The sequence below is a fragment of the Aneurinibacillus thermoaerophilus genome (assembly GCF_900099925.1).
GTDB classification, from domain to species: domain Bacteria; phylum Bacillota; class Bacilli; order Aneurinibacillales; family Aneurinibacillaceae; genus Aneurinibacillus; species Aneurinibacillus thermoaerophilus.
Genome location: NZ_FNDE01000001.1, coordinates 107153 through 133006, shown reverse-complemented (window position 1 = coordinate 133006; position 25854 = coordinate 107153). Strand labels below are relative to the sequence as shown.

At 49.1% G+C, this 25854-nt stretch carries 22 protein-coding genes; 5 read left to right on the top strand and 17 right to left on the bottom strand.

Annotated elements, in window-relative coordinates; translation table 11 throughout:
- The first annotated feature begins 73 nt into the window (after positions 1-73).
- Positions 74-5815 (top strand): S8 family serine peptidase, encoded by a 5742-nt coding sequence (locus tag BLR88_RS00640; protein ID WP_091259611.1) that lies wholly within the window; start codon positions 74-76, stop codon positions 5813-5815.
- A gap of 160 nt (positions 5816-5975) precedes the next feature.
- On the opposite strand, the gene rpmF is transcribed toward BLR88_RS00640, so the two are convergent.
- Both rpmF and BLR88_RS00630 read right to left on the bottom strand, forming a co-directional pair.
- A complete protein-coding gene (gene rpmF, locus BLR88_RS00635) occupies positions 5976-6152 on the bottom strand; it encodes a 50S ribosomal protein L32 (protein WP_057898364.1) in 177 nt (58 codons plus the stop codon).
- A 110-nt stretch (positions 6153-6262) separates the two neighbouring features.
- Positions 6263-6796 carry a YceD family protein gene (locus tag BLR88_RS00630; RefSeq protein ID WP_082705939.1) on the bottom strand — a complete coding sequence of 178 codons (534 nt, stop codon included), beginning with the start codon at positions 6794-6796 and terminating at the stop codon, positions 6263-6265.
- Between the two features lie 164 nt (positions 6797-6960).
- Here BLR88_RS00630 and BLR88_RS00625 point away from each other — a divergent pair, with 164 nt between their 5' ends.
- Positions 6961-8208 carry a nucleotidyltransferase gene (locus tag BLR88_RS00625; RefSeq protein ID WP_091259608.1) on the top strand — a complete coding sequence of 416 codons (1248 nt, stop codon included), beginning with the start codon at positions 6961-6963 and terminating at the stop codon, positions 8206-8208.
- A 3-nt stretch (positions 8209-8211) separates the two neighbouring features.
- On the opposite strand, the gene BLR88_RS00620 is transcribed toward BLR88_RS00625, so the two are convergent.
- Both BLR88_RS00620 and BLR88_RS00615 read right to left on the bottom strand, forming a co-directional pair.
- Positions 8212-9300 carry a SepM family pheromone-processing serine protease gene (locus BLR88_RS00620; RefSeq protein WP_246615632.1) on the bottom strand — a complete coding sequence of 363 codons (1089 nt, stop codon included), beginning with the start codon at positions 9298-9300 and terminating at the stop codon, positions 8212-8214.
- Positions 9297-10076: a patatin-like phospholipase family protein gene (locus tag BLR88_RS00615; protein ID WP_409359878.1), complete on the bottom strand. Its 780-nt coding sequence runs from the start codon at positions 10074-10076 to the stop codon at positions 9297-9299. Before BLR88_RS00615 ends, BLR88_RS00620 begins: the two co-directional genes overlap by 4 nt.
- 129 nt (positions 10077-10205) lie before the next feature.
- On the opposite strand from BLR88_RS00615, the gene ylbJ reads away from it, so the two are divergent.
- Complete coding sequence (gene ylbJ, locus BLR88_RS00610; protein WP_057898359.1) at positions 10206-11438, top strand: sporulation integral membrane protein YlbJ; 1233 nt, start codon at positions 10206-10208, stop codon at positions 11436-11438.
- Between the two features lie 17 nt (positions 11439-11455).
- On the opposite strand, the gene coaD is transcribed toward ylbJ, so the two are convergent.
- Positions 11456-11944: a pantetheine-phosphate adenylyltransferase gene (gene coaD, locus BLR88_RS00605; RefSeq protein WP_057898358.1), complete on the bottom strand. Its 489-nt coding sequence runs from the start codon at positions 11942-11944 to the stop codon at positions 11456-11458.
- Between the two features lie 16 nt (positions 11945-11960).
- The gene (gene rsmD / locus BLR88_RS00600; RefSeq protein ID WP_254778190.1) at positions 11961-12515 is read right to left on the bottom strand and encodes a 16S rRNA (guanine(966)-N(2))-methyltransferase RsmD; all 555 of its coding nucleotides are present in this window, start codon (positions 12513-12515) and stop codon (positions 11961-11963) included.
- A 345-nt stretch (positions 12516-12860) separates the two neighbouring features.
- Here rsmD and BLR88_RS00590 point away from each other — a divergent pair, with 345 nt between their 5' ends.
- Positions 12861-13385, top strand: coding sequence for an MgtC/SapB family protein (locus tag BLR88_RS00590; RefSeq protein ID WP_322787627.1), 525 nt, complete (start codon positions 12861-12863; stop codon positions 13383-13385).
- Here the strand turns inward: BLR88_RS00590 and recG are convergent.
- From recG to sdaAB, 3 genes are read right to left on the bottom strand one after another with little or no spacing between them, the layout of a single operon-like run.
- A complete protein-coding gene (gene recG / locus BLR88_RS00585) occupies positions 13382-15442 on the bottom strand; it encodes an ATP-dependent DNA helicase RecG (protein WP_091259661.1) in 2061 nt (686 codons plus the stop codon). The two genes, BLR88_RS00590 and recG, sit on opposite strands and share 4 nt — an antisense overlap.
- On the bottom strand, positions 15435-16331 hold the full coding sequence (gene sdaAA / locus BLR88_RS00580) for an L-serine ammonia-lyase, iron-sulfur-dependent, subunit alpha (protein WP_057898356.1): 897 nt from the start codon (positions 16329-16331) through the stop codon (positions 15435-15437). The genes recG and sdaAA overlap by 8 nt, the downstream gene beginning before the upstream one ends.
- Before the next feature lie 53 nt (positions 16332-16384).
- Positions 16385-17050, bottom strand: coding sequence for an L-serine ammonia-lyase, iron-sulfur-dependent subunit beta (gene sdaAB / locus BLR88_RS00575; RefSeq protein ID WP_091259598.1), 666 nt, complete (start codon positions 17048-17050; stop codon positions 16385-16387).
- Between the two features lie 320 nt (positions 17051-17370).
- Between sdaAB and rpmB the strand changes: the two genes are divergently transcribed.
- Complete coding sequence (gene rpmB, locus BLR88_RS00570; protein ID WP_057898354.1) at positions 17371-17559, top strand: 50S ribosomal protein L28; 189 nt, start codon at positions 17371-17373, stop codon at positions 17557-17559.
- A gap of 224 nt (positions 17560-17783) precedes the next feature.
- Here the strand turns inward: rpmB and spoVM are convergent, their stop codons facing one another.
- The 8 genes from spoVM to fmt all read right to left on the bottom strand — a co-directional run bounded on the left by spoVM (position 17784) and on the right by fmt (position 25840).
- On the bottom strand, positions 17784-17861 hold the full coding sequence (gene spoVM, locus BLR88_RS00565) for a stage V sporulation protein SpoVM (protein WP_082706166.1): 78 nt from the start codon (positions 17859-17861) through the stop codon (positions 17784-17786).
- Between the two features lie 195 nt (positions 17862-18056).
- Positions 18057-18716: a ribulose-phosphate 3-epimerase gene (gene rpe / locus BLR88_RS00560; RefSeq protein WP_057898353.1), complete on the bottom strand. Its 660-nt coding sequence runs from the start codon at positions 18714-18716 to the stop codon at positions 18057-18059.
- 4 nt (positions 18717-18720) lie between these two features.
- Positions 18721-19596, bottom strand: coding sequence for a ribosome small subunit-dependent GTPase A (gene rsgA, locus BLR88_RS00555; protein ID WP_057898352.1), 876 nt, complete (start codon positions 19594-19596; stop codon positions 18721-18723).
- Between the two features lie 18 nt (positions 19597-19614).
- Entirely contained in the window at positions 19615-21606 is a 1992-nt protein-coding gene (gene pknB, locus BLR88_RS00550) for a Stk1 family PASTA domain-containing Ser/Thr kinase (protein WP_082706165.1), read from the bottom strand.
- A 17-nt stretch (positions 21607-21623) separates the two neighbouring features.
- Positions 21624-22367, bottom strand: coding sequence for a Stp1/IreP family PP2C-type Ser/Thr phosphatase (locus BLR88_RS00545; protein WP_057898350.1), 744 nt, complete (start codon positions 22365-22367; stop codon positions 21624-21626).
- A gap of 14 nt (positions 22368-22381) precedes the next feature.
- Positions 22382-23422: a 23S rRNA (adenine(2503)-C(2))-methyltransferase RlmN gene (gene rlmN, locus BLR88_RS00540; RefSeq protein WP_057898349.1), complete on the bottom strand. Its 1041-nt coding sequence runs from the start codon at positions 23420-23422 to the stop codon at positions 22382-22384.
- 95 nt (positions 23423-23517) lie between these two features.
- Complete coding sequence (gene rsmB, locus BLR88_RS00535; protein ID WP_057898348.1) at positions 23518-24909, bottom strand: 16S rRNA (cytosine(967)-C(5))-methyltransferase RsmB; 1392 nt, start codon at positions 24907-24909, stop codon at positions 23518-23520.
- Positions 24902-25840 (bottom strand): methionyl-tRNA formyltransferase, encoded by a 939-nt coding sequence (gene fmt, locus BLR88_RS00530; RefSeq protein WP_057900280.1) that lies wholly within the window; start codon positions 25838-25840, stop codon positions 24902-24904. Before fmt ends, rsmB begins: the two co-directional genes overlap by 8 nt.
- Positions 25841-25854 lie beyond the last annotated feature (14 nt).

Below are 25854 nucleotides of genomic sequence, written 5' to 3'. Positions count from 1 at the left end.
CAATGGATTTGGCGAATTAAGGCTTTTTTGTATTAAAAAGAGGGAGTTACGCTTTTTCTAGGAGAGGTGTATTATGTTGCAAAAGAGAAAATGGCACAGGTTTGTTGGATCGCTGTTGAGTTTCGTCTTTGTTTTTACCATGCTCTTTCCCATGGGAACAGGGCTAGCCTTAGAGGCAGAGAATACCTTGGAGACAACAGCAGCTTTCGAGGAAGATAATCCTCTTGCGAACGGGGAAAAAACGACTTCCGCTGATAGCATTATCGTAGAGCCAGTAAAGCCTGGGGCTGGAACTATTGCTTCAGAAGAAGAACGTCCAGGTGAAATTATCGTTAAATATAAAAAAGGAAAAGAAAGGCAAGCAAGAGCTGCCCTTGCCACGATGGGAGTACAGGAAGTAGAGCAAGCAGACAATGGAATGACTCTATATACCCTGCAACCAGGGGAAGATATGGCGCAAGTAATAGAAGAACTGGAACAAAATCCTGCTGTGGAATATGCGGAGCCTAACCAGGAATATATGGTGTTTTCCGATGCATCCAGTCAAGAGGCAATCACAGATGAGTATTTCGAGCAGCAGTGGGCGCTGAAAAACATAAAAGCAGAAGAAGCCTGGGAAAAAACAGCAGGGCTATCGGGCACTGTTAAGGTGGCAGTCATTGACACAGGCGTAGACGATAGCCATCCGGATTTAGTCGGCCGGGTATTGCAAGGAAAAAACTTCGCTGAAAGAAAATCGGATGGTACGCTATATCCGGAGAATCGCGACAGTAAGGATGATCACGGACACGGTACCCAGGTAGCCGGTATCATTAGTGCCCTCTATAATAATCAAAAAGGAATAGCGGGAGCTGTTGGTTCTGCTGATGTTAAGATATATCCCGTTAAAGTTATGCATGATAAAGGATCCGGAAGTACTTTTGATATTGCCAACGGAATTCAGTACGCTGCCGACCAAGGTGTCGATATTATCAATTTGAGTTTGGGCGGCAAATATAGCAAAGCGATTGAGCAGGCCGTCAAGTATGCCCAGAACAAAGGAATACTTGTCGTCGCTGCTGCGGGAAATGCGGCTACCAATGTAGATGCTGTATACCCGGCGGCTCTGCCCGATGTGTTAACGGTAGGTGCCATCACACAGGATAAAGATAAAATCGCCGATTTTTCCAACCAGGGAAGCACCCTTGATGTCGTAGCACCGGGAGTGGATATCATTACTACGACGATAAAAGAAAAAGGGACGCTGGGTGATGAAAGTAAAGGATACTATGTGAAAGTAAGCGGTACATCTTTTGCTGCACCTTATGCAGCAGCGGTAGCGGCGCTATATAAGCTACAGAACCCGGGAGCGGCCGCTTCAGATATCGCTTACGCAATAACGGCGGCAGCTACCGATTTAGGTACCGCCGGACGCGATAACACATACGGGTACGGTAAGCTGAATGCGGCGAAAACACTCGATCCGATCACAGATCCCGAGCAGCGGCCCGCCATTCAAATTCTCGAGCCGACAAAAGATAGCCATGTTATGGGAGAAGTATCCATTCAAGCGCGGGTTTCCGACGAAACTATCAATTCGGTACGTTTTTATCTCGATGAAGTGAAAGAAGAGAATTTGATTTCACTTGTTAATAAGCAAGGGGAACAGACGCTTTACAATACGAAATGGGATACGAAAAAAATTGCCGACGGTTCGTACACGGTATGGGCGGTTGCGTACAATGGAGAGGCGGAAATCGGGCGTACAAGCGTACCTGTCATCGTAAATAACAATCCGAAAAACGGTCTTATGCTGAATGTGTTTGACCCTGAGGGAAACAAGGCGCCGGGAGCAAAAGTAAGCATATATACAAAAGCGCCTGTTTCACAGGAAGAGACTCCGTTCCCTTCTTCTGCCACTGCTCCGTATACATATAAGTTACTATGGTCGGGCAGTACAGATAGTTTAGGAGTCGCGCGAGTGCCGGGAACGATTGTGACAGATTTAACAACTGTATCGATCGTCGTATACGGTGGGTTTGATTATGCGGATGCTGCGGAAGGAAATACCGTATTTTTATATAATAAGACAGTAGAAGGCCCCGGAGTCTTTACGATCAGGGGAGAAGAAACGGTTCCGGTTACGCTTAACACGCTTGGTGAAAATCAAAAGAAGCTGGAAAACGTAAAGTATTTTGCAACCCTCATCGATGATAACGGTATAACCGTTGGAACGACTACGGCTTTAAATGAAGAAGGTTCTTCTATCTCAACGGTTTTCATGAATAAAGGAAAATATAATTTATTTGCCTACAGTAAAGCAGCGGAGGCTACGTACTTCTTACATGAACGGGCAAAACAAATCGCACAAGCAACGACCATCGTATTCGACGGTTCAAAAGCGGGTGAAGTCGGGTTAGCGCCCGGCAATAATGAGAATAAAATTGTGAATGGCATTCTTTACATGTTTAATGAAGGAACGGAAGAAACGATCGGGATTAATGACGAAGTTCTCGTCGGCAGGAAGCTGCGGGTTACACCTGGGTCTTATGATTTTTGGGTCGATGTTGAGGTCAAAGACCCAGAAGGCGGGCAAAACTGGATTTATGTATTCGGTACCGGTGAAACCGGAGAGAAGTTAGTGGAAGTTCCGGCAAACGGCAAGGTGTCCATCCCTGTAGGCGGAACGCTTACTCTTGCAGAATTTGCCCCGGATTTGGAAGAGTTGAAAAATCACCTGAAAAAGACGGGAAAAGAGTATGTGCCACAGGAAGACGAATTTACGGTTCAAAAAAGTTTCGAATATTTCTTTACAAAGCAAAAATTCACCGATGCATACGGCAATCTTCTTGTCGGTATGTATCGAGGCTCTCTAGAAGGCAGTGGACTGTGGAAAAAACAGAATATGAACGGAGAGAATCCAACCGTCTCCCGACTTGATGAGCAAAGTAATAGCTGGCAGACGCAAGAATATTATTTTGGAAATATTTACCCTAATTTTAAAGTAACGCGTCAAGCGGATAACTTTACGATATACAATAACAAATTCCGCCAGTTTTATTATTGGGCGTTCTGGGCGGTGGTACTGCCTACCGTTACGCCGGGTAAGTATGATGTTCAATTGACGCTTCAGAACAATCCGCTGGCCGGCAAAGAGCTAACCGCTCATATGGTGAATACGGTAAAAGATGACCGGAAATACAAAACGATAAAAACCACATTGAATGGTAAGCCATTCGCAGCCAATGTAACTATTTATCATTCAGTAGAAGACGGCGGCGAAATGATATGGGAGAAGTCGTTCACAGGTAAAGCTAATGCCACTACAGGAGAGCTTGCCATTGAAGATAACATTAAGCTATCGAGTAAAGAGAACGGAAATCTGGCAAAAATCATCTATATTCTAACAGACAAAGAATATGGGGCCGCCAATAAAGGCGAGTATTTGTTCGCTTTCCGCCAATTCACAACGCTTGAAGAACTGAAAGAGATAAAGCTAGAGAATATGCAGCGGGTTGAAATCAGTGCGCAAGATCAAAACGGAAAAGCAATTCAAACTCCGATTCGCCGAGACCGCGGCATTATTTTCCCAGGGCTGGTTGAAGGAAAGAAAGTTCCTTTCTATCAATTTACCGGCAACGACTATAAAAAAGAAGTTGTATGGTTGGAGCCCGGTACGTATCACTTTGACGGTCACTACATTGTTGAAACTGGGGAAAGAAAGAAAGTGAATTATTACCTGTTCCAAAAAGATGCGGTTGTTTCCGGTAGCGAAGGAGCGGTAAACAAAGTATTGCTGGATGGTACCAAGACAGCAAAAATCACTTTTGAACCTGATACAGCGGGATATCATGATTTCAGGGGAGTAAGTCTTTTCCCGTTTAACCCATATCGTCATGAAATGAATGAACTCAACACCGTAGGTCATACTTTCTATTTAGCTGCAGATATTCCATATCATCTAGATACGAAATTAACGCTGGGAGATAAGGAGAATCCAGCGTATACATGGAATTATTTCTTGGAAGAAGCGAAAGAGCAGTCATTTGCACGCGGGGCAGAAAAAATCTGGCAGATCGGTAAGTTTGTACCGCAATTATTGCTCGATAAGACGACTATAAAAAGCACAGAAGCGGTGACCGGACGTTCCGGAATTGTGGACAAACATGGAAACAAAGTTGTCTACACATTCATTGATGAAGATAGCAGTTGGAGCGCCGCTGCAGGTGAGACAGAGGAACAAGGCTCACTTGCTGTCCGCTTGCAGGCAAATGGACAGATCAAAGCCAGTAAGGATGTAGAATATAGCGTCAACCATGAGGAAACGAAACCCGCTGGCCCGTCCGTAACGGAAATCTATCCATATCTTCGTGTCTACAAGAAACAAGCAGATGGAAAAGAAACAAGAATTTTTAATGAGAGCAAGGCTGCTTACTATAATGGCTTTAGCGAATCGTTAGGAAACCTTGAGCCAGGAAATTACCGAGTAGAGGTGGCATTTGCTTCCGGGCCGAATGGACCAGTGACTACCACACTGCAAGAGGGTACATTTACTGTGCTAGGTAGCGGCAGCGGTGGATCAGGCAGCGGCGGCTCGGGCAGCGGCGGAGCAGGTGGCGGCGGTGGAAGCATGCAGCCGATGCCAACTCCGGCTAAAGAGGAGACGAAGTCAGTAAGCGATAACCAGATAAATCAAGCGGTGAAAAATGCGCTTGATAACAATGCATCTGTCATTCGTATCGAATCAGATAAAACAGCGGCCATTTCCTTGACAGTTAATCAACTTAAGACAATTAAAGACACGAAAAAAGCGTTGGAGATAAAATTCAATAATGTTACGTTTACAATTCCTTCTGCCGTACTTACTGAATTGCCGATAAAGGATACAGCCACTATTGAATTCTCAGCTACAGCTTTAAACGAGGCAGATGCGAAAAACGTGACAGACGCAGCGGAAAATGCGGCGATGGTGAAAAAAGTCGTCGGAACCATTTTTGAGCTGCGAGTGACTGCGATTACGAAAGCTGGTAAAGCTGTAGGTATCAAAACATTTACAGAGCAGTTGCAGGTAAATCTTCCCGTTCCGAAGGAGGAGCATGCCGCTGCACTGGCTGGTCAGGTTCATGCGCACCGTTTCAATCCGGATACGAAGAGATGGGATTATATCGGAGGGACGTATAATCCTACCACTCGTACGATCAGCTTCACCACCGGCAAGTTTGGCAGATTTGCCCTGTTGATTACGGATGAGGTTATGCAAACATTTGAGTTAACCGATTTGAGAGGTCACTGGGCGGAAAAGGATATTCAGTTTATGGTCAGTCAAGGATACGTGAAAGGTATTGGGGGTGGCAAGTTTGCTCCGAACAGCCCGATTACCCGGGCCGAGTTCACGGCTATGCTGGCGCGCATCTTAGGATTGCAGGAAGATAAAGACAGCGCGATAACGTTCAAAGATCTCAGTCCTAAACATTGGGCTTACGAATCGGTACAGGCTGCAGCTAAAGCAGGATTAATCAGCGGTTATAAGGATGGTCGTTTCTATCCGGATCAGAAAATTACCCGTCAGGAAATTTCCGCTTTGATGGCCCGTGCTCTAAAGTATAAACAAGTGGAAAATGAAGTAAGCGAGAATGAGAAGAGCGAATTGCTTCGCAAATTCAAGGATCGAAAAGAAATTTCTCTATGGGCAGAGAAAGATGTGGCCGCAGCAGTGAAAGCAGGCATTGCGGCAGGACGAAGAAGCGATGAATACGCTCCACAGGCTTATGCCACCCGTGCAGAAGGCGCGGTGCTACTGAAACGGGCTCTGGACAAAATAAATAAAACAAAGTAGAGAAAGAGCGATTCGGTGTCAATTGGAACCCCTTGCTATTAAGGGGTTCTTTATTTTTTAAAGTTAATCAAACCAGAGATAATCAACTGCCCTGTTTCTATCCAACAAATAAAGGAGGCAGAATGAGTAAAGTATTATTCTGCCTCCCATGTGTCAACCATTAAGCATTGTTAACAACTTGTGTTCCTTTGTAAGTTCCGCAGCTTTTGCATACGCGGTGAGCAAGCTTCATTTCGCCGCACTCAGGGCATTTTACCATGCCAGGCACTTCCAGTTTGAAGTGAGTCCGACGCTTTCTTTTGCGAGTTTTTGAAGTCCGTCTAAAAGGTACTGCCATGAATCCCACCCCCTTCACAAGATCGCAATCAAAGCATCTATTTGATGGGACAAGTTATCCATCAAAGCACAACAATTATCATACCTGATTTTTGTACAAATGAAAAGCTTTTATTTATCTTGCTTTCCAAAAAGTTCACCCAGCACAGCCAAACGTGGATCAATGCGTTCCACAACGCAACCACAATCTTTTTCATTACGATTCGCTCCGCATTCCGGGCACAGGCCTTTGCAGTCATCGCTGCACACAATCGTGTGCGGTAAAGACAAGAGTACCGTTGCTTCTAGGTATGGTGTCACATCAATTTCATCACTCTCAAGCGGATGAATTTCCATCTCTTCATCGACTCCGAATTCAATCTGATCTTCATCCATAAACATTTCCTTACTACTTGCATTATAGGAGTAAGGAAATCGTTTTAAACACCGGGCACATTCTATCGTAAGCTCGCCGGACACTTGTCCTTCGATAATGAAAAGCCCCGATGTCGCATGCGCTTCTCCTATAAAACGTGCTGGCTTTGCCTCCACAATTTGCGGGTGCTTCCGCTTCAAATGCAAATCGACGGTTTCTTCAAGGGGAAGCTTTCCACCGCGTAGTTGAAGCAATTGATTTTTCCTAAACTTCACCATTTGCCACCTCATTTCGAGCAACGAAAATTATTATATCTTTCCTCTCACTATTATGTCAAGGAAACAATCTTGACAACCTTCCTCCCTTATCAGGTGCCGCTCCAGCAAGGAAAGAAAGAAGCGTTGCCAAGGGACGATTCATCCTTTATATTGAAACAAAAACGAAGGTGAATGACATGAAAACGGTAGGGATCGTTGTCGAATACAACCCGTTACATAACGGTCACGCATACCATTTTGTAGAAGCCAAAAAACGGACGGGCGCCGATGCAATCGTAGCTGTGATGAGCGGACATTTTCTCCAACGCGGCGAACCGGCCATCGTAAACAAATGGGCGCGCGCGAATATGGCGCTTCGGCTCGGCGTCGATCTTGTGCTAGAACTTCCATTCGTCTATGCGACGCAAAACGCTGAACGATTCGCATTCGGGTCCATTGCTACGTTGCACGCCACCGGAGTCGTGGACGCCGTCTGCTTCGGCTCCGAAAGCGGAGAAATTAGCTGGATGAAAGAGCTGGCGGCGCGTCTCGCGGAAGAACCATCCGCTTTTCAAACGGCACTTAAGCAAGAACTGTCACAGGGAAAAAGCTATCCTGCTGCGTATGGGCGGGCGATTAAAATGCTGTTACCAGATACCGAAGAAGCCGAAAACACCAGGCATGCAGCAGAGCCGAATAATATTCTTGGTCTAAATTATTGCCTGGCGCTTCACCGTCTGCAAAGCCCGATGAAAGCCGTTACTATTAAACGACAAAAAGCCGGATACCATCAGACAGACATCACTGATAAAAACATCGCCAGCGCTACCGCGCTACGGCGTATGATATTCGAACGAGAAAACGTCGGACTCGATGTTCTTCTGCCATACGTGCCTGCAGGTACGCTTGAAGTATTAAAGCAAGAAAAGGCAGCCGGACGCTTCCCCATGTCATGGGAACGGTTTTTCCCTTACTTGCAACACCAGTTGCTCACTCGCTGGCCAGAAGAGCTGGCCACCATTCATGAAATGAATGAAGGAATCGAACGCCGTCTGCTACAGGTTCTTCCCGGAACCGATTCGTTCTTCGAACTCATGAACGCGCTTAAAACAAGGCGGTACACATGGAATCGGCTGCAACGCTTGCTTTTGTATAGTATGCTCAACCTAACGCGCGAAAAAATGGCGCGCGCGGAATGCGCACCAGGCCCAACCTATATTCGTGTTCTCGGCTTTAACGAAATAGGACGAAAACTGCTGAAAAAAATGAAAGAAGTAAGCGCCTTGCCGGTAATTACCCGTGTTCCCAAAAACAGGCATCCGATGCTTTCGCTTGATGTACAGGCGGGCGCTATTTACGCGCTCGGCTATCCTCAATGCATAAGAAAAAAAGAAATGCAGCGGGAATTCTGGCAACCCCCACTGCAGTATGAAAACCATGTCTAGTCTTTATTGCTTAGGCGGTAAGCTTTCTAAATAGCGGATAGCATCATCCACCGTGCGCACGGGCACGATTTTCATACCGGTGTTAAGCTTTTCGGCTTCCGCTTTCGCGTCGGCATAATTGGAGCGCGCTTTGCTGCCCGGTGGCACCGGATTGTCCGGCACAAAGAAAATATCGGCTTTCATTTTGTCGGCGGCCCGCACTTTGTGCTCAACCCCGCCGATCGGACCTACCGTTCCATTCTCATGAATCTCTCCTGTGCCGGCAATGCGGTATCCTTTCGTCAAATCACCTGGCGTAAGCTGGTTGATAATTTCCAGCGTAAACATCATGCCGGCAGAAGGGCCGCCAATATTCTCGGTTTGAATGGTTACCCTTTTCGGCAACTCTACATCCCGGGCTGTTACCGCGCCATCCGGGTCAGGGTAGGCGATGCCAATGCCGCCCCGTATTTTTTCGCCTGGCGCCTGCGGCAATGCCTTTAACGTCATCTCTACGGTTTTCGCGTGTCCGTCGCGGATATATGTAAGCTTCACTTTTTCCCCGGCCTGTCTGCCTTTTAGGGAGGTGAGCAATTGCTTAGCGTTTTTGATGTTCTTTCCGTCCACCCCAATAATCACATCACCAATCTTCAAATATTTTTCTGCCGGCATATTCGGAATTAAAAAAACGACAAGCGCGCCACGCTCATTGATTTTGACTGGCAGCCCCGCTTTGCGGAACGCAACGATCATCGCATTTTCCTGCGAATGTTTCATTTCCTGCAACTCACGTCGATTGTACTGCTCATCCGTTTCATGGGGGCTGTGAATAGCCTTTTCATTAATCAGTTCCGCATACGGGCTAATTTTGGCATACAAATAGCCCAGCACGTTGGCTTTGCCCATACGAACCGTCGTCAGCATAAGCACGCCTTTTTCATCTTTCTCTCCTCCTTCGACGGTTACCATCGGTTCAAGCTCGATAGCTGAGCCTGGTTGGACAATATAATAAGGCGTTGGACTAAACGCTATTGCGGCCAGCACCGCTGCGATCAGTACGGCCACAATAAACCGTGTCCAACGGCTTGCAAAAAAACGCCGGTGGCGAATCATGCTTGTTTCCTCCATTCTTCTATTTTCTCTTGAATATGCGGTATCATCAACCGCGCCGCTTTTCGTCCTTCTTCAATAATCTGAGCGACATTCGTAAAGGAAGTCGAGCTAAACCGACCTACATCCGGGCGGATCATAATGTCCGCATGCACGGTGCGGTGGCGGAAAATTTCCCGCTCCATTACATCAATCGTCTGGAATATCACATCAAAAAGTGAACGAATCGGGCTGCCTGAAGGCGCGAGTGAAACATCGACCCCAATGGTCAAGTCTGCACCCATGCTTCGGACAAGCTCAATCGGCACGCGATCCACGACACCTCCGTCCACTAATAACCGATTTCCTATTTTATGCGGAACAAAAATACCCGGAATGGAAACGCTGGCGCGTACCGCTTCGTACACAGGCCCTTCCGTAAAAACCACGCGTTCACCTGAAATGAGATCCGCGGCAACAATGGACAGCGGGCGATCCAACTCTTCAATATTTTTGCCGCGTGTCAGCAATTCTACAATATGGCGTAACTTCTCCCCGACGACAAACCCCATGCCAGGAACACATAAATCAAGCCAATGCTTCCGTTTTAAATGAACGGCCAGCTTTTCCATCATGGAAGGCGTAAATCCGCATGCATACAGCGAAGCAACAAGGCTTCCCATACTGCTTCCAGCCAAAAAGGCCGGTCTAATGCCGTGTTCTTCCAGTATTTCCAGCACTCCGATATGCGCAAATCCGCGCGCACCGCCCGATCCCAAGGCCAAACCGATTCGCGACATCATCTTCCCTCCATTTCTCCGTTTTCTTTTCTCCGCCGTATGCCCGTATTAGGAGCAGGTCTAATTTAGAATGCAAGCTCGTACATATATAAGTGTGAGAAGAAGTTGGATAAAGTAAGGAGAATTTGCATGCGTACGATAAAACCTTATATGGTCACCCTTCTGTTCGCCCTATGCTCCTTTTTTCTTGCGGCAAGTTTACTACTCTTCCCGAAAACGTCGTTTTTGGCCGCACTACGCGGCTTGAAAATCTGGTGGGATGTCGTCTTTCCGGCATTGCTTCCGTTTTTCATCACCTCAGAGATTTTGCTCGGCCTAGGCCTCGCCAATTTCATGGGCGTTCTGCTTGAACCGCTCATGCGCCCGATATTCAACATTCCCGGATCAGGTTCATTCGTGTGGACGATGGGCTTTGCATCCGGCTATCCGATCAGCGCCAAGCTCACCGTCCGTCTGCGCGAAAAAAATCTCATTTCACGTGCCGAAGGTGAACGCCTCGTATCCTATACTACGACATCTGATCCTGTCTTTATTACCGGCGCGGTCTCCATCGGTTTTTTTCACAATGCGAAGATCGGACTTATCCTGCTAATATCACATTACCTTTCCGCCATTCTCGTCGGATTCATCATGTCGCTCCATGATCGCAAAGCTGCCCGTACACCATATAATCCAGATACATCAAGGCCAATTTTTTTACGGGCGCTCGTCGCCATGCACCGTGCCCGCTTACAGGATGGACGGACGTTCGGCAAGCTCATGGGCGATGCCGTAATGACATCGATCCAAACTCAGCTCGTTGTCGGCGGGTTTATCCTTCTTTTTTCTGTCCTGCTCGCCCTATTTATGAAGCTCGGTTTAATCGCTCTATTCTCTAATATACTTGGCGCCACACTTTCTTTCTTCGGATATCCGTTCGAAACGGCCCAGGCGTTCATCTACGGCTTATTTGAAGTCACGCTCGGCGCGAAACAGGCAAGCGAACTGTCCACCTCCCAGCCGCCCGCGCTCATAATGGCGGTGACAAGTGCCATTCTGGCTTGGGGTGGGCTTTCTGTGCATGCCCAAGTGGCCAGCCTGCTTGCAGAAACGGATATTCGCTATTTGCCGTTCCTGTTTGCCCGCCTGTGCCACGCACTATTTTCCTTCCTGTTCACGTATACCATCGGCTCATTCCTGTATAACAAGCTACAGCAAAGCGCCAACGGAGCGCTTCCGGTATGGCTGTCTTCATTTGACCCAGCGCGCGATTCACTCTGGACATTATCCTCCCCCCAGACGCTTTCCCTGCTGGTATGTGCAACGCTTATGCTCTCTACCTGGCTGTTCCTTCTGCTCGGCGCTTTCACCTCCAAAAAATAGAAGCGAAAAACCCCGTTTTAACGGGGTTCTCCAAATTTTTCACGCAGCGCCTTTTCCACCACCGGCGGCACCAGACTGCTAACGTCTGCACCGTATTTGCCAACCTCTTTTACAATGCTGGAACTTAAGAAAGAGTACTGATTATTCGTCATCATAAAAAACGTTTCGATGTTATGATCCAACAGGCGGTTGATAGATGCCATCTGCATCTCATATTCAAAGTCCGAAACGGCGCGGAGACCCTTGATAATCGCTTTCGCGCCTTTCGTATGCATGTACTCGACAAGCAGGCCATTAAATGTGTCCACTTCCACGTTCGGCATCCCTTTCGTCGCCTCGCGCAAAAGTTCTAGCCGCTCTTCAATCGTAAAAACCGGATTCGTTTTATTGCGATTAATTAATACCGCCACAATCACCTTATCAAATACTTTCGCACCTCGCTGGATAATGTCAAGGTGCCCGTATGTAACCGGGTCAAAGCTTCCCGGGCAAACCGCAATACTCATCTATACCCACTCCTTTTTATCCCTCATTCTTATAAATGGTAATTGTCGTTTGTCCATACGTTACTTCTTTTATCTTAACGACACCGCCAATCCGGTTGCATAGTATATCTTTGGCATCGTGCTCTGCGACAATAACGGCGCCCGGCGCAAGCAACCTGTAATCAATCATCATCGCAATCTGGCTTTCGATTTGCTGCTCGGCATACGGAGGATCAAGGAACACAATACGAAACGAAAGCTTCCGCTTTTTAAGCGCATTCAAAGCCCGGTTCGCATCGTTTCGGTACACTTCTGCCTGATCGCGCAGACCGGTCGTCCCAAGATTTTGAAAAATAACGTGAACCGCCTTACGGTTTGCATCGATAAAAATGCAGCGTTCCGCCCCCCGGCTCAATGCCTCGATGCCAAGCCCGCCCGTGCCTGCGTACAAGTCAAGAACCAGTCCCCCTTCAAAATAAGGACCTATCATACTAAAAATCGCCTCTTTTACTTTATCCACCGTTGGGCGTGTACTTTTGCCGGGCACAGCTTGCAGCGGATGCCCTTTTTTCGAGCCAGCTATCACTCGCATCGCTTCCACTCCACTATTTTCCGTTTTTAACCGTCGTTAGTATAACACAAACGAAATATCTTGGTAAATAATTAAAGCCTTTTCTTACTTTTGTATGTATATTATGAGCTGAAGCCGACCAAAATAATAACAGCAGCACGGGCTTCCGTGCTGCCGACAACCGCGGAGAAGACTTACGTTTCCCCATAAGCTCTTCCTCCGGTTTCTCCTCTCCCATTATGCAAGCCAAACGATTACGCGTTTGGCTTGCCCGCCCTGTATGATTGCCGGGCGGTTTTTTTTTTATCTTATTTCCCATAGAATAGAATGTGGTAAGATAGAAAACACGGAGAGAGGTGAAGTTCATTGCAACATTTTGTAAATAGTATTATTCAAGCAGTGATTTCCCATGAACATTGGGAAATGTACGTCCGTCTGCTGTTGAGCGCTTTTTTTGGATTTGCGATCGGGCTGGAACGTACAAGCCGTTCCAAACCTGCCGGTATTAAAACATATACGTTTGTCACGGTCGCTTCCACGCTGCTTACGCTTGTGTCCATACACACGGTGGAGCGCTACTCCGTCGCCGGGCATACAATGATGGATCCCATGCGTCTCACCGCTCAGATCGTAAGCGGGCTCGGCTTTCTTGGTGCCGGTCTTATCATTCAGCGTGGCCGTTCTGTCAAAGGGCTTACATCCGCTGCCATGGTGTTTTTCGCGGGCGGCATCGGCATCAGCATCGGAGCCGGCTATTATGGCATGACAGCGTTCGCCATGCTCCTCATGTATCTTGTCATTATTATCGGGCACCGATTGGAACACTCTCCCCTGCTTTCCACCCACCAGGAAGAAGACGAGGAAGAGGAAGAAGAACACGCAGAATCTTAGTCTTTTATTCTTTCTAGGAAATACTCATCCCGCTTTAAATATTCGCGTAGCTTCGCATACTCCGGACCAACCCAAAAAGCAGGACGGCTCACCATATCGGCCGCCTCCTGACGGGCTACTTCAAGCATCCGATAATCCTGCACAACATCAGCCACTTTAAACTCTGGCAACCCGCTCTGTTTAGTGCCAAAAAAATCTCCGGGGCCGCGTAATTCCAGATCGCGACGCGCCACTTCGAAACCGTCGTTCGTCTCAGTCATAATGCGCATCCGCTCCTTGCCGACTTCCGTTTTTGGATCGGCAATCAAGATGCAGTATGACTGTTCCGAGCCACGGCCCACGCGGCCACGCAACTGGTGCAATTGGGCGAGCCCAAAACGTTCGGCATCGTATATAACCATCAAAGAGGCATTCGGTACGTTGACTCCGACTTCTACCACCGTCGTCGAAACAAGCACATGCACCTCGCCCCAGCTAAACTGCTGCATGACTTCATCCTTTTCCTTTGCGGGCAGCCGCCCGTGCATCAACCCCACCTTATACTTTCCGGAGAAATAATGGCTTAACTGCGCATGCACATCGATAGCATTCTGTAAATCCAGCTTTTCTGATTCCTCGATCAATGGGGAAATGACATATGCTTGGCGCCCTTTATCCAATTCTTTACGCATAAAGGCCAAGATCCGATCCAGCATCTCATGCTTCACCCAGTATGTTTCTACCGGCTTGCGGCCGGCCGGCAATTCATCGATGGTCGATACGTCCATATCTCCAAACGCGGTAATGGCAAGCGTCCGCGGAATCGGGGTTGCAGTCATAAACAGCACATCCGGATGCAAGCCTTTTTCCCGCAAAATACGACGCTGCTCTACCCCGAAACGGTGCTGCTCGTCCGTAATGACCAGTCCAAGTTCTCTGAAATACACATCTTCTTGAATGAGAGCATGCGTGCCAACCACAATATGAATCATCCCGGATTGTAACCCAGCCAGAATGTCGCGGCGCTGACGCGCCGTTGCACTGCCGGATAATAAGGCGATTTCAATCCGATGCGGCTCAAGCAATTGCTTAAGCGTCGCATAATGCTGCTCGGCAAGAATTTCTGTCGGCACCATCAATGCGCCTTGAAATCCCGCAGAAGCGGTGGCAAACAGGGCAATGGCTGCCACTACTGTTTTTCCGGAGCCCACGTCTCCCTGAAGCAGACGATTCATCCGGTATTTCGCCTGCATGTCATCCAGTATCTCTTTGATCACCCGCTTCTGGGCGTTTGTCAGTGAAAACGGCAAGCTCCGAACAAAAGCGCGCACCTTGTCGAGCGGTATTTTCTGCGCCATCCCATCGCTCGCTCTCCGGTTCATCGCATGGTAAGCTGCAAGCTTTAACTGAAATAAAAACAACTCCTCGAATGCCAGCCTGCGCCGACCCTGTTTGCCGGCTGCAATGCTTGTCGGAAAATGAATATTGCGAATGGCCTCCGCCCGGGAAGCAAGCTTATATTTTTGCACGAGGTAAGGCGGTAGAATTTCTTCCACCGCTCCCCCGTATTCTCTTAACGCTTCCGCCACCCAGCGGCGCATTTGTTTTACTTGAATATTGGCGGTCGTCGAATAGACCGGCTCAATGGTTCCTTCTTTCGGTACCTTTTTTCCCGTATCAAGAAAATAGTGTTCACTTACTGTTATTTGCAAACGCGCCCGCTCAAACTTTCCGGATAGCATAATCTCGCGCCCGGCACGCAGCTGTTGCTTCAAAAAGTGGCGGTTGAACCAGATGGCGGTCAGCACCACCCTGTCTACCACCACTTTCACCGACAAACGCGATTTCTTCTGGCCATAGAACCGGACGACGGGCTCGCCATATACCGTTCCGACAATCGTAATCTTTTCCCCGTCTTCCGCCTCGCTTACATCCCGCACCCGGTAGTCTTCGTAACGATACGGAAAGTGTTCGAGCAAATCTTCGATGGTGCGGATGCCGAGCGCTTCGAGATCAAGCGCCCGCTCCGCCCCGATGCCTTTGAGCGCGGTGACGGGCTGCAATAATTTGTTACTCACTTTTTCCCTTAAGCGGCCCACCGAAAATTTTCGCCTCCAATGCTTTTCCTGTCGGCGTAGCCGCTAACCCTCCTAACGCAGTCTCTCTTAAAGCATGCGGCATCGTTTTGCCGATCCGGTACATCGCATCAATAACTTCATCACAGGGAATCCGGCTCTTGATACCGGCCAAAGCCATATCGGCTGCCACGGTGGCGATCGCCGCCCCCATAGCGTTCCGCTTTACGCATGGCACTTCAACTAAACCGGCTACTGGATCACATACAAGGCCGAGCAAATTTTTCAGCGCAATGGCGGTTGCATGCGCCGATTGTTCCGCGGTGCCACCGGCCATTTCAACAATCGCCGCAGCAGCCATAGCTGTAGCCGATCCTACCTCCGCTTGGCAACCGCCTGTAGCGCCCGCAATAAAAGCATTATTGGCAATCACATAACCGATAGCGCCCGCGGTAAACAAATAACGTACCATGGCTTCGCGAGTCGCCTGCAAACGCGGCGCAATCGAGAACAATGTGCCTGGAATAATGCCGCAGGCGCCCGCTGTCGGTGTTGCTACAATCGTGCCCATCGCCGCGTTCACTTCGTTGGTCGCAATCGCCTTGCTTACCGCATCCAACACCTCCGCTCCAGCCAGCGTTTTTCCTTTTTTAATATATGCCTGCAACTTTCGAGCATCGCCCCCGCTTAATCCGCTGCGTGAAGCCACTTTCTCCATAGTTCCGCGCTGTACCGCCTGCTCCATTATTTCAAGATTTCGGTACATTTCCTGCATAATGGCCTCCCGTGTCCGGCCTGAAACTTCTATTTCAGCCAAAATCATAATTTCTGAAATGGGTTTATTCTCGTGAGCAGAAAGCTGGACAAGCTCAGCAACCGTCTTAAACTGCATCTTCTCATTCTCCTTTACGGATTTCTTTTTTCGTTTTCATGTTTGTTTCAAGTCTAAAGCGACAGCAGCGACGCTTTCAGCACATGGGGAATCGCTTCAATTTCGCGCACTGCATCCTCCGGCAAATCCTGGTCTGTTTCTATTACCATCAATGCCTCGCTTCCTTTGGATTTACGGGCCACTTCCATTGCCGCGATATTCATTTGCCATCTTGTTAACACATTGGAAACGCTGGCAATCATGCCGAATCGGTCTTTATGCAGTACAAGCAAAGCAGGAGAATTTCCTGAAAGCTTTACCGTAAAACCGTTAATTTCCGTAATCTCAATTTTTCCCCCACCGATGGAGATTCCCGTAATTTCAAGGCTTTCTTCCTTATCCTGCAACTTGATCCGCGCCATGTTCGGATGGGTAATTTCTTCTTCTTCATCTATATGAAACACTACCGACACGCCGGAGCGGCGGGCAATCTCCAGCGAATCAACGATCCGTTTATCCGATGTATCAAAACCCAGCACACCGCCGACAATCGCAATATCCGTTCCATGACCTTTGTGCGTCTTGGCAAACGAACCGAAAAAAGTAATATCGATTCTTTCCGGCGCCCTGCCGAACAACACGCGTGCCACTCTGCCAATACGAGCCGCCCCCGCTGTATGTGAACTGGAAGGTCCGATCATCACCGGGCCAATAATGTCAAATACGGAGCGATATTTCAAAACGTTTCCCCCTTACAATAAAAATATTCCTATCATCAAGCATGATAGGAACGCAATATCTATTATTCATATTATACTTTATACAGCATCAAGGCTGACAACCCCAACCTCCATAGCAAAACTATTCTTACAATTTTTGTCTTCCCGCATCCGCCTTAACCTACGACGGTTCATTCACATAGAGTGCAGGCGCATCCTCTAACGATGTAAAGGATAAACCATTGACAGATTGCTTGCTTTTAAACAGCGCGTATGATATTATGTTTGAGTATGCAAAGAGAGTCATTTTGTGTGACTGCATCTCAGGGAGGTGGAAATAAATGGCACGTGTATGTTACGTAACTGGAAAGCGGGCAGGAACCGGTAATAAACGCAGCCACTCCAACCGCGCAAACAAGCGCAAATGGGGCGTAAACGTGCAAAAAGTGCGCATCCTAGTGGATGGTAAGCCGAAGCGCGTATACGTAAGCACAAAAGCGTTACGCTCTGGTTTAGTTACCCGTGTTTAATAAAGGAAACCGTAGCGCATCAAGTTGCGTCCGGACGGGACCTGCTATTTATGGCAGGTTCTTTTTCATTGTTTGAGCCTTTCCTTCATACTCCCTCAGTTCGCCATGGCGTTGACAAGCTGTTTTCACGTCAGGACTTGTGGTTAACAGACCACGATCGTTTTCTTTCTTATTAAGACAGAAAAGCACCTGATTTATGGTGCTTTTTCATGTCTTGCGCCGCCTCATCGTTTTCCTCCGCCGAGAATCGCGCGAATCAATCCTCCGAGAAACTTCGGCAGCTTAATGGTATAAAACTTCATGATGACCCCTCCCCTTAATTCAGGTACAATTTAGTATATTCACCTTGGTTCCTCAGATGTGTATCATCTGCGATTTTCATTTATTCGCTCGATTTAACATATGATCGATTCAGGGGATTTATGAAAACCGATAAAAAAGAATAAAAAAATTCTCCTTTCTTTAACATAAAGAAAGGAGAATTTCCGGGCCTTCTGTCATTCGCACGCCTGCCTGATTTCCCGAATTGCCCGAGCGCGATCCTGCTGTCCGAAGATAGCGTTACCGGCCACAAGGCAAGTCGCGCCTGCTTCCACGACAAGCGGCGCTGTCTCTGCGTTGATACCGCCATCAATTTGAATCTCTACTTTATCTTCCAGGCCGCGCTCCACAAGCAACTCTCTCAGTTGCTTTATCTTGCGCACAACTTCCGGGATAAACTTCTGGCCGCCAAAGCCCGGGTTGACCGACATCAACAGCACCATGTCAATGTCTTCGAGTATGTGCTCAAGCGTGGATACCGGCGTCGCCGGATTTAGCGATACGGCCGCCTTCACGCCCTGATTTTTAATATGGTAGATCGTGCGGTGCAGATGCACGCACGCTTCCTGATGCACGGTAATCATATCGGCGCCGCTCTTTGCAAATTCAGGAATGTAGAAATCCGCATTCTCAATCATTAGATGAACATCAAGCGTCAGGTTCGTATGCGGACGGATTGCCTTGACAACCAACGGACCGATAGTCAGATTCGGCACGAAATGCCCATCCATTACATCGACATGAATCCAATCCGCTCCTCCCTGTTCAACCTCTTTAATTTCCTCTCCCAAGCGGGCAAAATCCGCGGAAAGAATGGAAGGTGCAATCTTAACCATATGTCTAGTACCTCGGCTTTCTATCCTTAATTTCCTGTAAAAACTCTACGTAATGCTGATAACGCGCAGGCTGGATTTCCCCCGCTTCGACAGCGGCGCGCACGGCGCAATTCGGCTCGTTTACATGCAAGCAGCCCCGGAACTTGCATTCACCAAGCCTTGAGCGCATTTCCTTAAAATACAGCCCCAGTTCACCCGCTGCAATCGCCTGAAAATCGAGCGAACTAAAACCGGGCGTATCCGCCACCCAGCCGCCTTCCGGCAAACGGATTAATTCCACATGGCGGGTTGTATGACGCCCGCGACCCAGCTTCTGGCTAATCGGCGCCGTCTCAAGGTTTAATTCGTTGAACAACGCGTTTAAAAGCGAAGACTTCCCGACGCCGGATTGTCCGGCAAAAACAGAGAGATGTCCGCGCAGACGGGCGCGGATTTCTTCTATTCCGCTTTTGCTTTTCGAACTGGTTACAGCGACCGGATAGCCGATAGCTTCACAATAGGCCCAGACGCGCTCAATTTCGCTTATGTTCGGCACTAAATCGGCCTTTGTCAAACAAATCACTGCATCCACTCCGGCCGCTTCTGTGTGCACAAGAAATTTATCCAGCAATTGCGGATTAAAGTCGGGTTCGACAAGGGAAAATACGAGTATCGCCTGATCGATATTAGCGATGGGCGGACGGATTAATTCGCTCGTCCGCGGCAAAACTTCGGTTACTGTCCCTTCTGTTCCATTCGCTTCGTATACGACTTCGTCCCCGACAAGCGGCGTTATGCCTTTTTTCCGGAATACTCCCCTGGCTCGGCACCGCCAGCACTGATCCCCATCCTGCACATAGTAGTAGCCGGCCAGCACTTTTACAATACGGCCCTGCGGCATGAGACCCCTCCAACTATGTTATTGAAAATCGCTGTATCTGACTTGTTTTTCCTGGTACAATTGTCCATCCTTGTACACCTGGATGAGTGCGTCTTTCGAAGGCGAAAGAACGACCGGGATTTGAAACTTGATGCTTTGCGTGATGGTGTAATTTTCTATGGTCTTATTCTCCCCGGTGGCATCCGTTACTTTAATCTCGATGTTTGCTTTTTCGCCTGGATTCAGATAAACATCCACTTCTTCCTTCACGCGGCGCGCTTCTTCCGGCAGGCCGGAACTTACCGTCACACGCACCCACGTGCCTCTCTCCAAGCGATTATCCGGGCGATACGACTGCTCGATAACCATTCCTTCCGGTTTGTAGCTCGGCGCCCGTTCAAGCTGAAGGCGTAAACCTAATCTTTCCATTTTTGCCTTCATTTCTTCTTCTGTCAACCCGACCAAATTCGGCATGGTTACTTTATCCTGTCCATCGCTTACGACCAGCCGAACTTCAGTTTCGCCCGCGACGATTTCTGTGCCGGCAGCTGGCGTTTGCCTGAGAATTGTGCCGGCAGGCTGTTCTTCACTCGGTTCTTTTTCAATTTTATAGTCTTTATATTTACCTGCAAGCTGGCTTTCGATTTCGTCAATATTCTGGCCGACGAAATTTGGCATTGTCGCCTTCGGCTTGCCCTTGCTGACAATAAGCTGGACTTCGGTGCCTTCTTTTACCGGCATGTTGGCCACCGGATTCTGTTTAATAACATGTCCTGCCTCTACCGTGTTATCAAACTGTTCCTGAATCGCCGGCTTCAGATGAACGGCCTCAAGCTTCTGGCGCGCTTCTTCCAGCGGTAGATTTTGCACCGACGGCACGACTACGTCAGGCGGTACGCCCAACCAAGAGAAACCGTAAAATATGCTAGCGCCTACCAGCACAAAAAACAGCAGAATACCACCCGTCCAGCCAATCGCCTTTTTCCACGGAACCGGCCTCGCCCGCTCTTCCGTCTCTTCTTCCTCTTCCTGTACGGGCGCTTTTTCCGCGGCACTCACCGCCGGAATCTCACGAATCGTATGCCCTTCTTCTTCATCCCACGAACGTTTGCGCAGCATCTCAGGTTTGATAGCCGGAATCACGCGGGTAATCTCCGGATCTTCTTCCGGCGCGTATTTCTCCGGCAGAACATAAGGCGCCTCGCTTCTCCGTTCAGAAGTCAAACACGTCCGCAAATCCTCAAGCATTTCGCGCGCCGATTCATACCGGTACATCGGCTCTTTAGCCATCGCGCGAACGATAATGTTTTCCACGCTTTGCGGAATTTCTGGACGCAACTTGCGCGGCCGCACATACGGTTCCTGCAAATGCTTCAGCGCCACACTAATCGGCGAATCCCCGGAAAAAGGAAGTTCACCCGTCAGCATCTCGTATAATACAACCCCGAGAGAATATAAATCGGACTTGGCGCCGGCCGCAATGCCTTTTGCCTGTTCCGGCGAAAAATAATGAACAGAACCGAGTACGGAACCGGTATGCGTGATCGTGACAGATGAGACGGCCCGGGCAATTCCAAAGTCGGTAACTTTAATGCGCCTGAACTTGTTAATAAGAATATTGTGCGGCTTAATGTCGCGATGAATTAATTCATTCTGATGGGCATGGTCAAGCGCATCACAAATCTGGATCGCAATGTCCACCGCTTCTTTCACATCGAGGGGAGCGTGTTCATTGATGTACTGCTTCAGCGTCATCCCTTCCACATACTCCATTACGATGTAGTACATATCATCTTCCTGACCGATATCATATATATTTACTACGTGTGGATGCGATAGGCTCGCCGCCGCCTGGGCTTCCCGATGAAAGCGGGCCACAAAATCGTCATCGTTGCCGAACTGGGAGCGCAGCACTTTAAGCGCGACCGTACGATTCAATAGCGTATCGCGCGCACGATAGACAATGGCCATGCCGCCTTCCCCAATTTTTTGCTCGATCTCATAGCGGCCTCCGATTCGTTTTCCAATCATTTGCAGGCTCCCCCCTTTCATTCTCCAGCCTCCGGTTGATTGCGCAGAAGGATAACCGTAATGTTATCTTCTCCACCCGCTTTTAATGCCCGGGCAATCAACTCGTCCGCCATTTCTTTCAGGGAACCGTTCGCGAGTACGGACGCGATCGTCTCTCCGCTGATTTTGCCGGAGAGCCCATCAGAACAAAGAAGCAGCGTATCGCCCGTATCCCAATGCAAAATGCTAAAGTCGGCTTTCACCTTTTTGTCCGTGCCAAGAGCGCGGGTCAAAATATTGCGTCGCGGGTGGTTGGCCGCTTCATCCTGCGTGATTTGGTGATTGCGCAAAAGCTCATTCACAAGCGTATGATCGTTCGTGATCTGCTGCAAAATTCCGTGACTATACCGGTAAATTCGGCTGTCTCCGACATGTGCGAGAACGCCAAGCTGCCGGTTCATGAGCGCGATAACGACCGTTGTTCCCATGCCGTGGCATTCTTCATGCTCCTGTGCGTACGCGAGAATTCGCTCGTTGGCAAGTTGAATCGCATCATTTAGTTTTTGCTGCAATTCGTTCGGCGTAAGATGGTCGGCCACTTCGCGCAGCGAGTCGCAAATGATGTCCACCGCCATCTGGCTGGCAACATCCCCTGCTTGGTGGCCGCCCATACCATCAGCCACAATTCCAAGAATCCATCCATTATCGTAGCGCTGAACTCGCCCGGAATCCTCATTTGTTTGTCTCACACAACCGATATGCGTTTGTATGACTGACTCCATCCGTATCCTCACCCCTACGTCTGTTTAGCGTGCTGGGCCCGCAGTTGGCCGCAGGCCGCAGCGATATCGCTGCCGTGTTCCCGGCGAATCGTGGCGTTAATACCTTTTGCTTGCAAAATTCTTAGGAACTTGAAAATGTCGTTGCGCGCGGTGCGTACATAGTTGCGTTCCGGGACATAGTTAACTGGAATTAAATTCACATGGCACAGCATGCCATCCAGCAATTCGGCCAGCTCTTCCGCGTGCCCGGGCTGGTCGTTAACCCCGCCAAACAAGCCGTACTCGAAAGTCAGACGGCGCCCGGTTGTTTTAATATAATACTCGCAGGCACGCATCAGTTCATCCATCGGATAACGGCGGTTCACCGGCATAAGGCGCGTGCGAATTTCCGCATTCGGCGCGTGCAAAGAAATCGCCAGATTGACCTGCATTTTTTCGTCGGCAAACCGGTAAATGTACGGCACGATACCGCTTGTTGATACCGTAATGTGCCGCTGACCGATGTTTAATCCTTTCTTATCATTGATAATGCGGAGGAATGACAACAGCGCATCATAGTTTTCAAACGGCTCACCGATGCCCATCACAACCACATGGCTAGCCCGCTGTCCTTCCGGATCAAGCGCTTTTTGTGCCGTCAGCACCTGGGCGACAATCTCGCCCGCTTCCAGATTGCGTTTCAGGCCGCCGAGCGTTGAGGCACAAAATGTGCAACCGATGCGGCAGCCAACTTGAGTTGTAACGCAAATACTGTTGCCGTAATTATGACGCATGATGACCGTTTCAATGGCATGGCCGTCATGTAGTGAAAAAAGGAACTTCACCGTTCCGTCTTGTGAAACTTGACGTGTAATCTCGCGCAGCGCATCCATGCTAAATGATGCATCCAACTTCTCGCGCAGCGCTTTGGACAGGTTGGTCATCTCAGCGAATGAACCCACCCTCTTGACATATAGCCAATCAAATACCTGCCCGGCGCGAAACGCTTTCTCTCCATTTTGCTGCATCCATTCTTGCAATTCGGGCAAGGTTAAGCTATAAATAAAAGATTTCATGCTTTAAATCACCATATCTTCCTCAAAAAGTTCACATCATATTGTATCACAAATAATTTGCAAAAAGAAAAAGGAAGCATAAAATACGCTTCCTACTATTGTTTCATTTTCAGGCGAGAAATAAAAAAGCCGTCTGTATGGAAATGATGGGGCAAAATTTGCACATACCCCTCGACAAGCGTTGGATACTTCTCCTGCAACGCTCTGGGCATATCCTGGATGAGCGATTTGTCCAGTTCCCATTCCGGATGCCCGGCTAAAAAGCGGCGCACCAGCTCGATATTTTCTTCCGGCTGCACGGTGCATGTGCTGTAAACTATTTTGCTTCCTGGCGCAGCAAGACGGGAAGCAGCACATAATATTTCGTACTGAATTTCGCTGATGGCCCGCGCGTCTTCTTGCCATTTGTACCATTTAATATCCGGTTTGCGGCGGATAACACCAAGTCCTGTGCACGGTGCGTCCACAAGAATCCGGTCAAACGTCTCACCAGCCAGCAGACGGGCCGCATCCCGCGCATCCCCATGGCGCGCGCGAATAATCGAAATACCAAGGCGAAATGCGTTCGCTTCGATCAGCTTGATCTTATGCGGATGCACATCCAGCGCAATAATTTGTCCCTTATTGCCCATGAGCTCAGCAATATGAGTTGTCTTTCCGCCCGGCGCAGCGCACATGTCGAGCACCCTCATGCCTGCTTCCGGCGCAAGCGCCCGCGCGACCAGCATCGAACTTTCATCCTGTACCGTGCAAGAACCGCTCGTGTAGGCTGGCAATTCAGCGATATTGCCGACATCGCTTGCGATGACTCCTTCCGGAGCGATCATGGAAGGCTCTACTTCCGCATCCGTGGCCTGCTTTTCAATCTGGGCGATGAGTTCATCCCTCGTTGCACGAAGAACATTAGCCCGAAGACTCAAGCGCGGCGGCTGATTGTTTGCAGCACACATGTTCTCTGTCTCCACTTCGCCAAAGCGTCGCAGCCATTCTTCCACCATCCACTTCGGATGGGAATGGACAAGCGCGATGCGTTCCACTGGTGGTAAATCGGCCGGAATGTCAACTCTTTCTGGATGGCGCAGTCGGTTGCGCAGCACGCCGTTAACCATTCCGGCAACGCCTTTATGCCCCCACACTTTAGCAATTTCTACCGCTTCATGCACGACGGCGTGGGCCGGAATGCGATCAAGATAGGTCAGTTGATAGAAGCTGATACGCAGCAAGTTGCGCGCCCATCCTTCCAGTTTGTCGAGCGGTTGATTTACAAATTGCGCAAGCATCCAGTCAAGCGTATATAAGCGGCTTATCGTCCCGTAGACAAGCTCTGTTGCCAGAGCTTTATCCCGATGCAGCAGCTTTGTCTGCTCCAGTACGCGCTTTAGTTCCAGATTGCTGTACGCCTGCCGGTTCTCGATATCCGTGAGCACACGCACCGCAAGTTCACGGGCGTTCCCTGGTTCGGGCAGCGCTTTCTTCCGCCTACTCATCGCCAGACCCCGTCGCAAAACACATGCCCGATGCCACGCTTGCGCTTCCCCTCACATAATCCGCTACCGCCATCGCTTTCTTGCCGGCCGGTTGAATGCGTGTCAGGCGCAGCACGCCTTCCCCGGTCTGCACATCGATACCTTCCGGCGCGACCGAAAGAATCGTACCTGGCTCTTCGGCACCTTTCCCGTCTTCTTGCAGTACATACGCCTCCCACACTTTCATTACCTGACCGTCCACCTCTGTGTACGCCACTGGCCAAGGGTTCAGGCCGCGCACTTGGTTAAACAACTGACGCGCGCTTTTCGTCCAGTCAAGCCTCTCATCTTTCCGCTGGATGTTCCAGGCATACGTCACTCGGGCCTCATCCTGCGGCACCGGCTGAATTTCACCGCTTATCAGCTTCGGAATCGTCTCGACGAGCAACCGGGCTCCCGCTTTGCTCAACTTATCGTGCATTGTCCCCACATTATCGCTCTCTTCAATCGTGACACGCACCTGGCTCAAAATATCGCCCGCGTCCAATTTTTCGACCATATACATAATGGTTACACCCGTTTCTTGTTGTCCGTCAATAATGGCCTTGTGAATCGGCGCGCCGCCGCGGTACGCAGGCAAAAGAGAGGCGTGTACATTAATGCAGCCATACTTCGGATACTCAATGATCTCTTTCGGGAGAATTTGTCCGAATGCGGCGGTAACGATTAAATCCGGTTCATAAGCTAGAATGTCTTCCGTGCCGTTCCTTTTTAATTTTTCCGGCTGCAACACCGGAATCCCCAGTTTTAGAGCGGCTTCTTTCACCGGCGGCGGAGTCAGCTGCTTTTTCCGGCCCTTCGGACGATCCGGCTGCGTCACTACCGCGACGATGTTATACTTTTCCTCCGCCAACTTCTGCAAACAGGGCACCGCGAAATCCGGGGTGCCCATAAAAACGATTCGCA

Bases quoted from the DNA above. Each gene is read 5' to 3' on its own strand.
- BLR88_RS00640 (WP_091259611.1), top strand. From the start codon at position 74: ATGTTGCAAAAGAGAAAATGGCACAGGTTTGTTGGATCGCTGTTGAGT.
- rpmF (WP_057898364.1), bottom strand. From the start codon at position 6,152: ATGGCAGTACCTTTTAGACGGACTTCAAAAACTCGCAAAAGAAAGCGT.
- BLR88_RS00630 (WP_082705939.1), bottom strand. From the start codon at position 6,796: ATGAGGTGGCAAATGGTGAAGTTTAGGAAAAATCAATTGCTTCAACTA.
- BLR88_RS00625 (WP_091259608.1), top strand. From the start codon at position 6,961: ATGAAAACGGTAGGGATCGTTGTCGAATACAACCCGTTACATAACGGT.
- BLR88_RS00620 (WP_246615632.1), bottom strand. From the start codon at position 9,300: ATGATTCGCCACCGGCGTTTTTTTGCAAGCCGTTGGACACGGTTTATT.
- BLR88_RS00615 (WP_409359878.1), bottom strand. From the start codon at position 10,076: ATGTCGCGAATCGGTTTGGCCTTGGGATCGGGCGGTGCGCGCGGATTT.
- ylbJ (WP_057898359.1), top strand. From the start codon at position 10,206: ATGCGTACGATAAAACCTTATATGGTCACCCTTCTGTTCGCCCTATGC.
- coaD (WP_057898358.1), bottom strand. From the start codon at position 11,944: ATGAGTATTGCGGTTTGCCCGGGAAGCTTTGACCCGGTTACATACGGG.
- rsmD (WP_254778190.1), bottom strand. From the start codon at position 12,515: ATGCGAGTGATAGCTGGCTCGAAAAAAGGGCATCCGCTGCAAGCTGTG.
- sdaAA (WP_057898356.1), bottom strand. From the start codon at position 16,331: ATGCAGTTTAAGACGGTTGCTGAGCTTGTCCAGCTTTCTGCTCACGAG.
- rpmB (WP_057898354.1), top strand. From the start codon at position 17,371: ATGGCACGTGTATGTTACGTAACTGGAAAGCGGGCAGGAACCGGTAAT.
- spoVM (WP_082706166.1), bottom strand. From the start codon at position 17,861: ATGAAGTTTTATACCATTAAGCTGCCGAAGTTTCTCGGAGGATTGATT.
- rpe (WP_057898353.1), bottom strand. From the start codon at position 18,716: ATGGTTAAGATTGCACCTTCCATTCTTTCCGCGGATTTTGCCCGCTTG.
- rsgA (WP_057898352.1), bottom strand. From the start codon at position 19,596: ATGCCGCAGGGCCGTATTGTAAAAGTGCTGGCCGGCTACTACTATGTG.
- pknB (WP_082706165.1), bottom strand. From the start codon at position 21,606: ATGATTGGAAAACGAATCGGAGGCCGCTATGAGATCGAGCAAAAAATT.
- BLR88_RS00545 (WP_057898350.1), bottom strand. From the start codon at position 22,367: ATGGAGTCAGTCATACAAACGCATATCGGTTGTGTGAGACAAACAAAT.
- rlmN (WP_057898349.1), bottom strand. From the start codon at position 23,422: ATGAAATCTTTTATTTATAGCTTAACCTTGCCCGAATTGCAAGAATGG.
- rsmB (WP_057898348.1), bottom strand. From the start codon at position 24,909: ATGAGTAGGCGGAAGAAAGCGCTGCCCGAACCAGGGAACGCCCGTGAA.
- fmt (WP_057900280.1), bottom strand. From the start codon at position 25,840: ATGGGCACCCCGGATTTCGCGGTGCCCTGTTTGCAGAAGTTGGCGGAG.